This window comes from Streptomyces sp. NPDC046821 (assembly GCF_040645335.1).
Taxonomy (GTDB): domain Bacteria; phylum Actinomycetota; class Actinomycetes; order Streptomycetales; family Streptomycetaceae; genus Streptomyces.
The window spans coordinates 39,493-52,430 of the sequence record NZ_JBEYYB010000003.1 but is presented as its reverse complement, the minus strand read 5'-3'; the positions used below and the strand labels follow the sequence as shown (position 1 = coordinate 52,430).

General features: G+C 70.7%; 17 protein-coding genes. 9 read left to right on the top strand and 8 right to left on the bottom strand.

What is annotated here, in order from left to right; translation table 11 throughout:
- The first annotated feature begins 140 nt into the window (after positions 1-140).
- Together ligD and ABZ893_RS06780 are read left to right on the top strand one after the other, a co-directional pair.
- Positions 141-1,064 carry a non-homologous end-joining DNA ligase gene (ligD, locus tag ABZ893_RS06785; RefSeq protein ID WP_361398982.1) on the top strand — a complete coding sequence of 308 codons (924 nt, stop codon included), beginning with the start codon at positions 141-143 and terminating at the stop codon, positions 1,062-1,064.
- A 166-nt stretch (positions 1,065-1,230) separates the two neighbouring features.
- The gene (locus ABZ893_RS06780) at positions 1,231-1,650 is read left to right on the top strand and encodes an SseB family protein (protein ID WP_361397902.1); all 420 of its coding nucleotides are present in this window, start codon (positions 1,231-1,233) and stop codon (positions 1,648-1,650) included.
- On the opposite strand, the gene ABZ893_RS06775 is transcribed toward ABZ893_RS06780, so the two are convergent.
- From ABZ893_RS06775 to ABZ893_RS06760, 4 genes are all read right to left on the bottom strand, one after another.
- Complete coding sequence (locus ABZ893_RS06775; RefSeq protein WP_361397899.1) at positions 1,645-2,091, bottom strand: hypothetical protein; 447 nt, start codon at positions 2,089-2,091, stop codon at positions 1,645-1,647. The genes ABZ893_RS06780 and ABZ893_RS06775 overlap by 6 nt on opposite strands.
- A 73-nt stretch (positions 2,092-2,164) precedes the next feature.
- Positions 2,165-2,371 (bottom strand): DUF5988 family protein, encoded by a 207-nt coding sequence (locus ABZ893_RS06770; protein WP_361397896.1) that lies wholly within the window; start codon positions 2,369-2,371, stop codon positions 2,165-2,167.
- 226 nt (positions 2,372-2,597) lie between these two features.
- The gene (locus ABZ893_RS06765) at positions 2,598-2,849 is read right to left on the bottom strand and encodes an SUKH-4 family immunity protein (protein WP_361397893.1); all 252 of its coding nucleotides are present in this window, start codon (positions 2,847-2,849) and stop codon (positions 2,598-2,600) included.
- A gap of 99 nt (positions 2,850-2,948) precedes the next feature.
- Positions 2,949-3,488: an SMI1/KNR4 family protein gene (locus ABZ893_RS06760; protein WP_361397890.1), complete on the bottom strand. Its 540-nt coding sequence runs from the start codon at positions 3,486-3,488 to the stop codon at positions 2,949-2,951.
- Positions 3,489-3,664: 176 nt separating this feature from the next.
- Here ABZ893_RS06760 and ABZ893_RS06755 point away from each other — a divergent pair, with 176 nt between their 5' ends.
- The 4 genes from ABZ893_RS06755 (at position 3,665) to ABZ893_RS06740 (ending at position 6,070) form a co-directional block, all read left to right on the top strand.
- Positions 3,665-3,958: a muconolactone Delta-isomerase family protein gene (locus tag ABZ893_RS06755; RefSeq protein WP_361397887.1), complete on the top strand. Its 294-nt coding sequence runs from the start codon at positions 3,665-3,667 to the stop codon at positions 3,956-3,958.
- A gap of 125 nt (positions 3,959-4,083) precedes the next feature.
- On the top strand, positions 4,084-4,485 hold the full coding sequence (locus ABZ893_RS06750; protein ID WP_361397885.1) for a helix-turn-helix domain-containing protein: 402 nt from the start codon (positions 4,084-4,086) through the stop codon (positions 4,483-4,485).
- The gene (locus ABZ893_RS06745) at positions 4,464-4,838 is read left to right on the top strand and encodes a VOC family protein (protein ID WP_361397882.1); all 375 of its coding nucleotides are present in this window, start codon (positions 4,464-4,466) and stop codon (positions 4,836-4,838) included. The genes ABZ893_RS06750 and ABZ893_RS06745 overlap by 22 nt, the downstream gene beginning before the upstream one ends.
- Before the next feature lie 119 nt (positions 4,839-4,957).
- Positions 4,958-6,070, top strand: a complete 1,113-nt coding sequence (locus tag ABZ893_RS06740; protein ID WP_361397879.1) for a mechanosensitive ion channel domain-containing protein — start codon at positions 4,958-4,960, stop codon at positions 6,068-6,070.
- 39 nt (positions 6,071-6,109) lie between these two features.
- Here the strand turns inward: ABZ893_RS06740 and ABZ893_RS06735 are convergent, their stop codons facing one another.
- On the bottom strand, positions 6,110-7,126 hold the full coding sequence (locus ABZ893_RS06735; RefSeq protein ID WP_361397876.1) for a helix-turn-helix domain-containing protein: 1,017 nt from the start codon (positions 7,124-7,126) through the stop codon (positions 6,110-6,112).
- A 90-nt stretch (positions 7,127-7,216) separates the two neighbouring features.
- Here ABZ893_RS06735 and ABZ893_RS06730 point away from each other — a divergent pair, with 90 nt between their 5' ends.
- Positions 7,217-7,855, top strand: coding sequence for an HD domain-containing protein (locus ABZ893_RS06730; protein WP_361397874.1), 639 nt, complete (start codon positions 7,217-7,219; stop codon positions 7,853-7,855).
- Positions 7,856-7,901: 46 nt separating this feature from the next.
- On the opposite strand, the gene ABZ893_RS06725 is transcribed toward ABZ893_RS06730, so the two are convergent.
- Together ABZ893_RS06725 and ABZ893_RS06720 are read right to left on the bottom strand one after the other, a co-directional pair.
- Positions 7,902-8,141 carry a hypothetical protein gene (locus ABZ893_RS06725; protein WP_361397871.1) on the bottom strand — a complete coding sequence of 80 codons (240 nt, stop codon included), beginning with the start codon at positions 8,139-8,141 and terminating at the stop codon, positions 7,902-7,904.
- Positions 8,142-8,200: 59 nt separating this feature from the next.
- On the bottom strand, positions 8,201-10,096 hold the full coding sequence (locus ABZ893_RS06720; protein WP_361397868.1) for a LuxR C-terminal-related transcriptional regulator: 1,896 nt from the start codon (positions 10,094-10,096) through the stop codon (positions 8,201-8,203).
- Between the two features lie 201 nt (positions 10,097-10,297).
- Between ABZ893_RS06720 and ABZ893_RS06715 the strand changes: the two genes are divergently transcribed.
- Together ABZ893_RS06715 and ABZ893_RS06710 are read left to right on the top strand one after the other, a co-directional pair.
- Positions 10,298-10,726 carry a nitroreductase family deazaflavin-dependent oxidoreductase gene (locus ABZ893_RS06715; RefSeq protein ID WP_361397865.1) on the top strand — a complete coding sequence of 143 codons (429 nt, stop codon included), beginning with the start codon at positions 10,298-10,300 and terminating at the stop codon, positions 10,724-10,726.
- 51 nt (positions 10,727-10,777) lie between these two features.
- Positions 10,778-11,701, top strand: coding sequence for an NADP-dependent oxidoreductase (locus ABZ893_RS06710; RefSeq protein ID WP_361397862.1), 924 nt, complete (start codon positions 10,778-10,780; stop codon positions 11,699-11,701).
- 118 nt (positions 11,702-11,819) lie between these two features.
- On the opposite strand, the gene ABZ893_RS06705 is transcribed toward ABZ893_RS06710, so the two are convergent.
- Positions 11,820-12,791: an alpha/beta hydrolase gene (locus ABZ893_RS06705; protein ID WP_361398979.1), complete on the bottom strand. Its 972-nt coding sequence runs from the start codon at positions 12,789-12,791 to the stop codon at positions 11,820-11,822.
- Between the last annotated feature and the right edge of the window lie 147 nt (positions 12,792-12,938).

Sequence of the window (12,938 nt, the reverse complement as noted above, 5' to 3'; positions counted from 1 at the left end):
CGACAGCGGACCCGCGGCCGGAAGGAGGCGCTGCCGTGAGCGACGCGGAGCACCCGTCCGGCCTGCTGGACGCGCTGCCGCCGGAACTCGACCGCCGCACCAGCGCCGCCGCTCCGGGCATCGAGCTGGCGGCCTCCCCGATGCTGGCGAAGCTCAGCGACCGCCGTGAGTTCCGTGAGGGCTGGGTCTTCGAGCGGAAGCTGGACGGGATGCGGGTCCTCGCGGTGCGCGAGAACGGCGGCGTGACGCTCCGGTCCCGTACCGGACGGCGGCTCGACGCCACGTTCCCCGAGATCGTCGACGCGCTCGCCGCGCAGGACACCACGGACTTCACGATCGACGGCGAGATCGTCGCCTACTGGCGCGGCCGGACGGATTTCGGGCGGCTCCAGCAGCGCATGGGGCTCACCCGCCCCGCCGACGTCGCGGCGAGCAAGGTGGCGGTGACGTACTACGTCTTCGATCTGCTGCGCCTCGACGGCGTGGACGTGCGCCGGCTGCCGCTGCGGACGCGCAAGTCGCTCCTGCGCCGCTCGATCACGTTCACGGAGCCGTTGCGGTTCAGCACGCATCGCAACGAGGGCGGTCCCGAACTGCTGGCCGACGCGTGCGGGCGCGGCTGGGAGGGACTCATCGCCAAGCGTGCGGACAGCACGTACCAGGGGCGTCGCTCGGACGACTGGCTGAAGCTGAAGTGTGCGCGGGGCCAGGAGTTCGTGGTCGGCGGCTTCACCGAACCGGCGGGCACCCGGGTGGGGATCGGCGCGCTGCTTGTCGGTCACTACGAGGACGGGCTGCTGCGGTACGCGGGCAAGGTCGGCACCGGGTTCGACCGGCCCACCCTGCTCGCGCTGCGGCAGGGGCTCGACCGGATCGGGGCGGCCGGCTCCCCCTTCGAGGGCCGCATCGACGAACGCACCGCCCACTGGGTGGAGCCGGTGCTCGTGGCGCAGATCGCCTTCACGGAGTGGACACGCGACGGCATGTTGCGCCACCCCCGCTTCCTGGGGCTGCGCGCCGACAAGAATCCGGCCGACGTCGTCAGGGAGCGCGGTGAACCGTGACCGGCGGCGCCTCATGACTCTCGTACGCACCTGGCCACACTCAGCACGCCGTACCGCGGCATGGCCCGACCGCTCCCGGGTACCCGGAGGCGAAAGACGGGCAGACCACACCCCAGCCGGCGAACCCACGCCGGGCGGCCCACTCGGAACTACGCGAGGGGGAGCAATGATGTGTGACGACAACATCCCCGAGGAACTGTTCGCGGCCGCTGCCCAGGACGCCCTGCGCGACCTCCACCGGGCACCCGAGGACCTCACCCCGCTGGACACGCTGGCCGCCTGTGACGTTCTCGTCCCCGAGCCCACCGACCTCGACACCCACGACGACCCGGACGACGGCGGACTGACCCTCCCGGTCATCGACGACCCACCCCGTCTGCGTGCCGTCCCGGTCTTCACATCTGCGGAACGTATGGGCGAGACGCTCCCCGAGATTCTCGTGAGCCACCACATACAACTCGGGCTGCTGGCTGCCAACTGGCCCACCGACGATGACCTGGCCCTCATCATCGACCCGGGCCACCACGACGGCCTGGTCCTCACCAGCCAGGGCGTACGGGCACTGCTGGCGCCACACCGGTCATGACGGAGGCGACTCCTCCTCGGGCACCGGAAGCTCCTCTTGCACCGGAAGCGGCAGCCGGAAACGCGTGGAGGTGTCGAGGTGGGGGGCCTGCTCGCCGAGCATCCGCGACGTGTCCCTGGCCTCCGTGAGGGTCGGAACAGAGGTGGCGACAAGGCTGAAGGGAGCGGCGGCCCGCAACTCGACACACACGACCGGCCTGCCGTGCCGGATGGCCACGAAGTCCGCTCCCCCCTCATGAACGCGGGTTCCGATACACCGCGTCCCGGCACTCCAAAGGCCCCTGCGCGGGACGCCGCGCAGGGCACGCCACCAGTCGGGTTCCACGGTCACGCGGCTCACCGCGGTCAGCGGCGCGCGCACATCACCTCTGCGTGCGGCTGCCTTCTCCCGCCAGGACAGGTGCACGACCAGGTCATCGCCATCGACGAACATCCGTGCCATCGCTCGGCTCCTCCACCCATCCTCGCGCGGGAGACCCCTGGATGCCACGCCGAATCGTTCGCGTCCGGCCGGCCTAGCCCGGCAGCTCCGTGCGCTCCCACCACTCGTAAACGGGCAACAGGCCCTGCGAGGTCTGCTCCTCACGCGTGGTGGACCGGAAGTGTTCGAACCCCCCGCGGAAAGGAATCTTGATGTCCGGACCGGGCGTGGGAACGGAGACGATCCGCTCAGGGAGATCGTCGGGGCCGCCCTCGAGAACTGCTTTCGTCGCGTCGCTCATGCTCAAATTTTGGTCACAGCCGTGACCGACTCCGCCGTGACGCGCCGATGCCGCCTACCCATTCACCAGGCTGACCAGGACCGCGCACCTGGCGCTGGACGCGCGTCACCCATAGAGCGAGCCCCCCCCCCCCCCCCCCGGGCTGTCGGCCTTGAAACGCTGCCCTGCGGCGATCTCCTCGCCGATCACCGACCAGACGGTCTCGTCGTCCCGGAAGGGAAGCGGGTCAACGCCGCTCGTCCTCATGAGCGTCCTCGAAGCCCTCGGTCTCGACGACGTCCTGGACGAGGGGCAGCCGGCCGTCGCCCGCGTCGGGCTCACGCAGCAGGGACGTCCCGGTGGGGGCGCCGACGGTCTGCAGGAGACGGGCACCCTCGGTGTCCGCGCCTGCGGGCGGGAAGGCGATGGCGGGCAGGGTCGCGAGCCGGTCCTCGCCGAAGATGTCGAGGAGTTCGCTGCGGGTGACTTCGAAAAGCACTGCCGGAACTCCGAACTCGGCGGCGGAACGCGCGCCGTGGGGCTGTGAGGGCGAGGGGCGTGGGCCTGGGTGCCGGGGTGGAAGGTGCGGGACACACCCTCACTCACCGCTGCCGGAGCTCGGCGGCTCGAAGATCGGGTCGAGCTCGTACCGCGCTATCCCGAACCGCTGGAAATCGGCGTCGGCGAGGACGCGGTAGAGGAACTCCGAGGTCGACATGTCGTACCGGTGCCAGGGGCCGCCGTCATGGGACCGCGCGAGGATCGCGTAGTCGCCGGGCCGCTCCGCGTCGACCAGCCAGCAGTACTCGTCGGCCCATTCGGTGGACCCCCACCCGACCAGCCCCTTGCCGCCCGGCGCGTAGGTCACGTAGGGATCGAGGGCGGAGAGGCCCCCGGAGTTGTTGTCCCGGTCGGCCGACAGGGCCGCCCTCCACTGGGCCAGGAAGTCGAACGCGATGCCCTCGTCGCGGCCCAGAAAGTACACGGAGTCACTGAAGACACCGCCCCCGAACGCCTCGTAGAGCTCCTTGTAGTCCGCCGGCAGCGGAACACCCAACTCCCCCTCGATCGCCGCCCAGTCGACGGAGATCCCGAGCGGTTCCCACCCGGTCAGCTCGATCACTCGCTGAACCCACATATGACGCCCCCTGGGAAACATCCGGACGGTGATGATGTGGCGACAACGACGAAATACCGCAGTCGGCGCGGTTCCACAATGCGCACGGTACGGCCAGTGAGAGGCTGCGCCCATCAGATGCCCCACGAGACGCAGACACGAGACGCAGACACGAGACGCAGAGACGGAGCCGGGCCATGAGGGACTTCCTGGTCGAGATCACTACGAAGGTGCCGCAGGGCGTGTCCGCCGAAGAGGTGGAGCGCAGGCGCGCCGCCGAGACGGTCCGCGCCCGTGAACTGGCCACCGCCGGAAGGCTGTTCAGGCTGTGGCGTCCCGTCGGCGACACCCGCAGCGTCGGCATCTGGCGCGCCGAGGACGAGGAGCAGCTGCGCACCGACGTACTCGGAACCCTGCCGCTGTGGCCCTGGATGACCGCCGTGGTCACCCCGCTGGAACCGCATCCGAACGACCCGGGTACGCCCGCGTGAGCACGCCGGGCCCGGTAACCCCTCTGGCCCCGCTCCGGTTGCGACCCGCTGAATGAGTGCCGAGTCTTACGAAGGGGCTCTGGGGGAAGGCCGGCTGTGCTCGAGCGATCGTGAGGTAGTGCTGCGTGGAAGGACTTCCGTTCGATCAGTGGGCGCTCGCCTGGGCGGTCAGTGCGAGGAAGGTCTCCCAAGGGGCGGTGGTGGCCGGGCTTCTGGTGGATCTCGCGGCTGACCCGCGCCGGATTCATGGCTCCCCGACGGTGGCCTTCCCGCTGAGTCCCGCCGCGCGGGCCCTTGGCGTCACGCCCGTGATCGTCAGCACTGCGCTGCACCGGCTCGCGGACGCCGGCCTGCTCCGTTTCCGCACCGAGGACATGCCGGACCCTCTCCTGGTCGCGGTCACGCTCCTGCCTCCGGCCTCGGCCCTGGATCGGGAGCCGATGAGTTCGCCGTCCACGAACGGTCTACAAGGCGACACGACCGTTCTCGACAGGAGTGCCCCGCCATGTCCACCATCCAGCCAGTGATCCTCACGGCCGACCTGGACGTTCTGCTCGGCTTCTACACGAAGTTGTTCGGCGCCGAGCAAGTCTTCCGGGTACCGGAGGAAGGCCCGGCCTTCTACCTCGGACTGCGTATCGGCGACTCCGATCTCGGGCTGGTGAGCAGGACGGACCTGGGGACCGCGGCGGCCCCGCGCATCCTGCTCAGCATCGCCGTCGACGACGTCGACGAGACGCTCGGCCGGGTGACGGCGCTGGGCGGCTCGGTCAGCGGCGGCCCGAACGACATGCCGTGGGGACAGCGCGTCGCCCACATCCAGGACCCGGACGGCAACCCGCTGAACCTCACCCAGCCGACCCCGGCAAAACCGTCGTAGTCGCTCACTTCGGGAATGTCCGGTGCGTGAGTTCGCCGGTCCATCGTCGCAGTCGGGGGCCGGTCCACTCGCAGGAGGGGGCTGAACGGCGGATTCCGGGGCCACGTTACGGTCTGGGGATGGAGAACGTACTGCGTCCGCTGATCGTCATCGGCGGTTCCGTCGTGCTCACCCTCCTCGTCGGGTGGGCCGTGGACCGTCTGCTGCAACGCGCCGACCGGCGCCACCACGAGACACCGCTGTGGGGCCTGCTGCGCCGGTGCCGCTTCCCGTACCAACTGGTGCTCTGCGCAGCCCTGTTGCGCGGTTCCTACGCTCAGGCCGAGCTCGCCCGCGAGCACAGCGCGGCCATCGGCCAGCTGCTCAGCCTCGTCCTGATCGGCGCCACCGCCTGGCTCCTCATGCGGATCTCGACGGCGGTCGTCGAGTCGTCCTACGCCCGCTACGCCAACCAGCACCAGGACGCCGAGCGGGTACGCCGGGTGCGTACGCAGATCACGCTGATCCAGCGGATCGTCACGGCCGTCGTCGGCGTGCTCGCGGTCGCCGCGATGCTGCTGACGTTCCCCGCGTTCCGGGCGGCCGGCGCCTCGCTGCTCGCCTCCGCCGGAATCGTCGGCATCGTCGCCGGTGTCGCCGCGCAGTCGACGCTGGGCAATCTGTTCGCCGGGTTCCAGATCGCGTTCGGTGACATGGTGCGGATCGGTGACACGGTCGTGGTCGACGGCGAATGGGGCACGATCGAGGAGGTCACGCTGACCTATCTCTCCGTGCGCACCTGGGACGAGCGCCGGATCACGATGCCGGTCTCGTACTTCACGTCGCAGCCGTTCGAGAACTGGTCGCGCGGCGGTGCCCAGATGACCGGCGCGGTCTACTTCCACCTCGACCACAGCGCCCCGATGGACGCGATGCGCGAGAAGCTCCAGGCCATCCTGCTCGAATGCCCCGCCTGGGACGGCCGCAAGTGGGCGCTCGCCGTCACGGACACGACGCCGAGCACGCTCCAGGTCCGCGCGGTCGTCAGCGCCAAGAACTCGGACGACATCTGGACGGTTCGCGTCACGGTCCGCGAACAGCTGATCCGCTGGCTCGCGGACGAGCACCCGTACGCGCTGCCTCGCGTCAACACGATGGCGGCGGCGCCGGCCCCGGAGGCGGAAGCGGTGCCTTCGCCTCGGGACGGGCGTCCGCCTCGCAAGGCCACGGCCGACGGCCCGGGCCAGCTGTAGAGGTCCCGCCACGCTCGCGGCCTACCGTCGTGAACCTCGTCAAGGCGCTGAGCTCACGTCCGTAGGCCGTGTCGTCGCGAACCTCGTCCGGTACTCCGTCGGCATCGTGCCCAGGTGGCGTGCGAAGGCTCGTCGCAGCGTCTCGTCGCTGCCGAGACCGCTGTGCCGCGCCGCCGCCGTCACGCTGTGACCGTCGAGGAGCAGCTGCTGCGCACGGTCGAGCCGGACCCGCTCGACCCAGCGCGCGGGCGTCGTGCCGAGTTCGGCCCGGAAGAGCCGCGTCAGATGGCGTGGGCTGACCGCCGCGGCCGCCGCCATCGCGGGCAGGCCGTGGTCGGCAGCCGGGTCGGCGAGCACCGCCTCGGTCACGGCGCGCAGCAGGTCCCCGCGGGGCGGCGGGGTCTCCAGCGCCGTGGAGAACTGGGACTGCCCGCCCGGACGCCGTACGAAGACGACGAGTTCGCGGGCGGCGTCGCGGGCCACGTCCGCCCCGTGGTCGTCTTCGACCAGCGCGAGCGCCAGGTCGATGCCGGCGCTGATGCCCGCGGACGTGACGTACCGGCCGTCGCGGATGTGCAGGGCGTCGGGCTCGACCCGCACCCGGGGGTGCCGGCGGGCCAGTGTCGCGGCGTGCCGCCAGTGCGTGGTGGCCCGGCGGCCGTCGAGCACGCCGAGACCGGCGAGGACGAAGGCGCCGGTGCAGACCGAGGCGACGCGCGCCGCCCGTTCGGCGAGGTGCTCGGCCGCCGCCCTGAGCTCGTCGTCCAACGGCCGTTCGGCGAGCAGATCGGCACCCGCGACGACGAGCGTGTCGACAGGGCCTGCGTCGGCGGGCCGCACGGTCCGCGCCAGGATTGGCCCCGAGGCCGTCGTGACGTCACCCCCGTGCGGGGACACCAGGACCGGCACGTACGCGTGACCGAGCCGGCCCGCCTGGTGCAGCACCTCCAGCGGCCCGCTCACATCGAGCAGCGTCACCCCGTCGAACACCAGGAACGCGACCCGGTGCCCCGCTTCCGATGTCCGGATCTGTGGGACGGCTGGCTTCAGGGACATGGCATCAGCGTACGGCCACAACCGACTCTGGAGACCACGCCGAACGCTTCCGACGCGGCCGGCACCACGAGGAGAGGCAGGGTTGTCGTCATGACCGAGGTCATCGCAGGCGTACGGGTCCCGGACAGTGCTCTGGCGCGCGAGGCGACCGAGCTGGTGCGGGACGCGGCGTCACCGCTGCTGTTCGACCACTCCCGGCGGGTGTTCCTCTTCGGCGCGCTGCGCGGCCGGGAACAGGGACTCACGTTCGACCCCGAACTGCTCTACGTCGGCGCGCTCTTCCACGACCTCGGGCTCACGGAGCGGCACCGCCGCGCCGACCAGAGGTTCGAGATCGACGGCGCCGACGAGGCACGCCGCTTCCTGAACCGGCACGGCGTCACCGGCGATCCGGCCGACCGCGTCTGGACGGCGATCGCACTGCACACCACCCCGGAGATCCCGCTCCACATGGCCCCCGAGATCGCCCTGGTCACCCGCGGCGTCGAACTGGACGTCCTCGGCATCGGCTACGCCTCCGTCACCGACGAGCAGCGCGCGGCGGTCGTGGCCGCGCACCCGCGCCCCGACTTCAAGAACCGCATCCTGGCCGCCTTCACGGACGGCATCCAGGACCGCCCCGAAACGACCTTCGGCAATGTGAAGGCCGACGTCCTCGCCCACTTCAAGCCCGGTTTCGTACGAGGAGACTTCGTGGAGGTCATCAAGTCCTCCGCGTGGCCGGAGTGAGCCGTTCACCCGGAGGCGGGGCACCCCCTCGTCCCCGGCCATCGAGTCACGAAGGGGGTGAGGCGTCAGGGAGCCGTGGGCAGTGGGTGCAGGAGACTTCGATCAGGTCGAGGCCGAGTGACTCCAGTTGCAGCAGCACCCCGTACAGGCCCGAGCGGTCGAGGTGGCCGACCAGGATCGTCTGCGCGGCCTGGTGTTCGGCCGTGAGGGTGGGGAACGCCGACAGCGTGGTGGCGCCGAGGTCGCCTTCGACGCGGATCGTGTACAGGGCCGGTTCTGCGCTCATGTCTTGATGTTCGGATCCCGGCTGGTGAACTGTCATCGCCGGAATCTGGTGAGTACGGGCTACCGGCCGAGCAGATGCAGTTCGCGGGCCCGCCGCACGGCCGATGAGCGGTCGGTGGCGTGGAGCTTGGCGTAGATGTTGCGTACGTGCGTGTTGACCGTGTTGACCGACACGGACAGTTCGTCGGCGATCTCGGGCCGGGAGAGGTTGGTCGGCAGGTAGCGCAGGACCCGCAGTTCCGTCGGGCTGAGTTCCTGGGCCGCGGGCGCGGGTGACGCGCTCGTGCCGTGCAGGACGTCGAGGATGTCCGTGAGCAGCGCGGCATGTGCCGACCGGCGGCGCGGTGCGGCCTCCAGGAGCGGGCCCGCTCCTGTCATCACGAAGGGGAGGACGAGGCGCTGGGGCTCGGCGAGGGCGAGTGCGCGTTCCACGGATTCCTGCGCCTCCTCGTGTTCACCCGCCTCCCGGTGCGCCAGGGCGGCGAGGAGTTGGGCCTCGACGACGGTGGCCACGTGGACCGAGGGCGCCGTCCCGTCGACGACCGCCGCGACCGCTGCCAGAGCGGCGGAGGCGTCGCCTTCGGCCAGGTGGATCACGGCCCGCGCGTTGCGGATCTCACCGGACTCGGCCGCCTCCGAACCATCGACTGTGTCGAGCAGGGCGCGTGCGTCGGCGGTGGCGCCGAGTCGGGCGCGGGTGGCGGCCAGCCAGCCGGTCACGTAACCCGCCAGGGCGTGCGGGTGCGACAGCCGCGACTGCTGGGCGTGCGCCTCGGTGAACTCCTGTGCTGCCTCGGGGTTTCGGCCGTGACCGGCGTGGAGCATCCCTTTCGCCAGGTGCAGCAGCGTTCCGATGCCCGGTCCGCTGTCGGCCTGCAGGGCGATGTCGGCGCGCCGCAGGAACTGTTCGGCGCCGTCGAACTCGCCCGACCAGACCATGGCGGAGGCCAGCGTCACCAGGGCAGGGGCCAGGATGAACGCCGTGCCCCAGCCGTGCTCCTCGGCCAGCGCGATCGCCTGCTCGCAGTACTGGCGGGCATCCGTGAAGTCGGGCAGCTTCGCGGCGAAGCCGAGCTGGGCCAGGCAGGCGACCTCCAGGTAGGGGCGGCCGATCTTCCGGGCCAGTTCGGCGCCTTCCTGGAGGTGGCGTACACCGTCGTCGGAGTCCTTCAGCGCCCACGCTTCGACGGTTCCCAGCTTCATCAGCGCCACCACGCGCAGGTCACTGCCCGGGGCCATCTCCTCGTCGGTGCCCCCGGCGGGCGGGGTGTCGAGGAAGTCCGCGTGGCTCATCACGTCCGCGAGGTCGCCGCGCCGCCGGGCCAGCGACAGGTTGAGCGCGGTGACAGCCGTACGGAGGCGTCTGCGGCTCGGCTCGGGCACGTACGACGAACAGGCATCGGTGACGGCGAGGTGGGCCGCGGCGTCGTCGAGGCGGCCGTGGGCCAACTCGACCATCGCGCGCACGACGCTCAGCTCTGGGAACCCCGGCCCAGGCCGCTCGGGAAAGGCCTTGAGAAGGGTCTGCATCGTCTCCTCCTGGCCGTCGAGCATCATGCCGAAGGAGTGATCGGTCAGCAGCACCGCGGCCTCGGTCCAGTCCCCGGCGGACTGCAGGTGCCGTACGGCCTCGACGACCATGCCGTGGGCGGTGAGCCAGTCGGCCGCCCGCCGGTGCAGGTCGGGCACCTCGTCGGGCCGGGTCCGGCGCAGCTCCAGGCGCAGCAGGTCGGAGAGCAGGTGGTGGTAGCGGAACCAGGTCCGGTCCGGGTCGAGGGAGACGACGAACGCGTTGGCGTCCTCCAGTCCGAGGAGGATGCGTTCGGCGCCGGAGCGGCCGGTGAGCAGGTCCGCCAGCTCGCTGTTGACCCGCTGCAGGATCGACGTGCGGAGCAGCAGGTCCTGCCCCTCCTGCGGCTGCCGTTCGAGCATCTCGGCGACCAGGTACTCGGCCACGGTACGGCTGCTGCCGCTGAAGTCGGCGACGAAGCGTTCCGGGTCGGGGTGGCCGGCCCGTGCAGGTACTGCCAGCGATCTCGTCGTGCCCCTGCCGAGGGAATCACCGCCCTCCCGTGATGCCTCCTCCCCAGGCCGAGGTAACGCACCCCCGCACCCCCGCACCCCCGCACCCCACCACGCTTACAACAGGAGCCCGACATGACTGAAGCGCAGGACTGGAACGCGAAGACCATCACGGAGTTCCGAGCGAACGAGGGCAAGGTCGGCGGAGCCTTCGAGGGTGCACCGCTCGTCCTGACACACCACCGGGGCCGCAAGTCCGGCCGGGAGCACGTCACTCCGATGATGTACCTCCCCCATGACACGGAGCCGGATGTCATCTACGTCTTCGCGACCAAGGGCGGAGCACCCACCAACCCCGACTGGTACCTCAACCTGACCACCGCCGGCGAAGGCACCGTAGAGCGTGGCACCGAGACCTACCAGGTGACCGTCCGCGATCTGACCGGCGGCGAACGCGACCGCGTCTACGACGAACAGGCAAGCCGCTACCCGGGCTTCGCCGACTACGCACGCAAGACGGCCGGGGTCCGCGTCATTCCCGTGCTCGAACTCCGTCGGGCATAGCCCACCCAGGTCAACCCGGTTGAGCCCTCCCCCAGTTGAAGGAGCGACATCATGACGAAGGCGGTCAGGTACGACGAGTTCGGCGGGATCGACGTGTTGCGGGTCGAGGAGGTCGAACGCCCGGTGCCCGGGGACGGACAGGTCCTCGTACGGGTGAAGGCAGCCGGTATCAATCCCAGTGAGGCGATCATCCGCACGGGGGCGTTGACGGACATGTTCCCGTCGACATTCCCGTCCGGGCAGGGCAGTGACCTCGCCGGTGTCATCGAGGAGACCGGCACCGGGGTCGACGGTTTCCAGCCCGGCGACGAGGTGATCGGGTTCAGCAACAGGCGTGCGTCACAAGCCGAGTTGACGCTGGTCGAGGCCGGCGACCTCACAGACAAGCCGGAGAAAGTCTCCTGGGAGATCGCCGGCAGCCTGTACGTCGTCGGCGTGACAGCGTGGGGAGCCGTGCACTCCGTCCGCCCCGAGAAGGGCGAGACGGTCGTCATCTCCGGCGCGGCCGGCGGAGTCGGCTCACTCGCCGTCCAGCTCGCGCGCCGCACCGGGGCCACGGTCATCGGCCTGGCGAGCGAGAGCAACCACGAGTGGCTGAGGAGCCACGGCGTGATCCCGGTCGCGTACGGGGACGGTGTCGCGGACCGGATCAGGGCCGCCGCTCCCCATGGTGTGGACGCGTTCGTCGACCTGTACGGCGGCGGGTACGTGGAGCTGGCACTCGCTCTCGGCGTCGCGAAGGAGCGGATCGACACCATCGCCGATTTCGCGGCCGCGGCGAAGTACGGGGTGAAGACGGACGGAGGCGTGGCGGCCGGTCCGGGCGCGGAGGTGCTCGCCGAACTGGCCGCCCTGATCGCCGACGGACAGCTCAAACTACCGATCGCCCACGTCTACCCCCTGGCACAGGTCCGCGAGGCCTACACCGAACTCGAACGCCGCCACACCCACGGCAAGATCGTGCTCAGGCCGTAGCCGGAGCCGGCGAGCCGTCCGGCACCGACCAGGTCATTCGGCCGAGGCGCGGGGCAAGCCGGGCGGCCGCGCGGGACAGCGGAGCGCTCTTGCGTGCCGGATCGCAACGGGCCCTGCGTCAGCGGGTGGTGGCAAAGGCGTCGCGGAGCACCGTGACGGCCTGGGTGATGGCGGCCTGTGCGGCGTGGGTGCCACGCAGGGGGTTGAGCATCACGAAGTCGTGGATGATGCCCTGGTACCGGGTGGCTGTGACCTCCACACCCGCCTGGCGGAGCTTGTTCGCGTACGCCTCTCCCTCGTCGCGGAGCACGTCCGCCTCGCCGGTGATCACCAGCGCCGGCGGCAGGCCGCTGAGCTGCCCGGTGGTGGCCCGCAGCGGGGACGCGGTGATCTCCGCGCGCTGACCGGAATCGTCGGTGTACTGGTCCCAGAACCACCGCATGGCGTCGCGGCGCAGGAAGTACCCCTCGGCGTACTGGTGATAGGACGGGGTGTCGAACGCGGCATCGGTGACGGGGTAGAAGAGCACCTGCTGGACAAGACGCACGTCGCCTCGTTCTTTCGCCATCAGGGTGAGGGCGGCGCTCATGTTGCCGCCCACGCTGTCACCGGCCACGGCCATCCGTGTCGGGTCCAGGCCCTTGCCGGAACCTTCGCGGACGACCCACTGGGCGACGGCGTAGTTCTGCTCGATGGCGACCGGGTAGCGCGCCTCGGGAGACAGGTCGTACTCGGGGAAGACGACGGCCGCTTCGGTGCCGGTGGCCAGTTCACGGACGAGGCGGTCGTGGGTGTGGGCGTTGCCGAACACCCAGCCGGCTCCGTGGATGTAGATGATGACGGGGAGCGCGCCGGCGACTCCGGCGGGCCTGACGATCCGCACGCGAACCGACCCGGTCGGACCGCCGGGAACCGTGACCCACTCCTCGTCCACCCGCGGCATGGAGATGTCACCGGACTGGACTTCGTCGACCGCTTTGCGGCCCTCGACCGGGCCGAGGCCGAAGAGGTAGGGCGGGTTGGCCGTGGCGGCGGCGAACTCGGCCGCGGCCGGCTCCAGAACGGGAGCGGTCGGGATGTGGTCGGTCATGACGACTCCGTGATCGTTGGGAGGCAGGAGTTCGAGCTCGCCGCCGACCTCGACGAGGCCGATGCGGTCCGGGCGGCCCATCGGCATCACGGCCTCGGCCGACCCCTTGCCACCGTAGACGGGCTTGGCTGCCGTACGGGCCTCGCC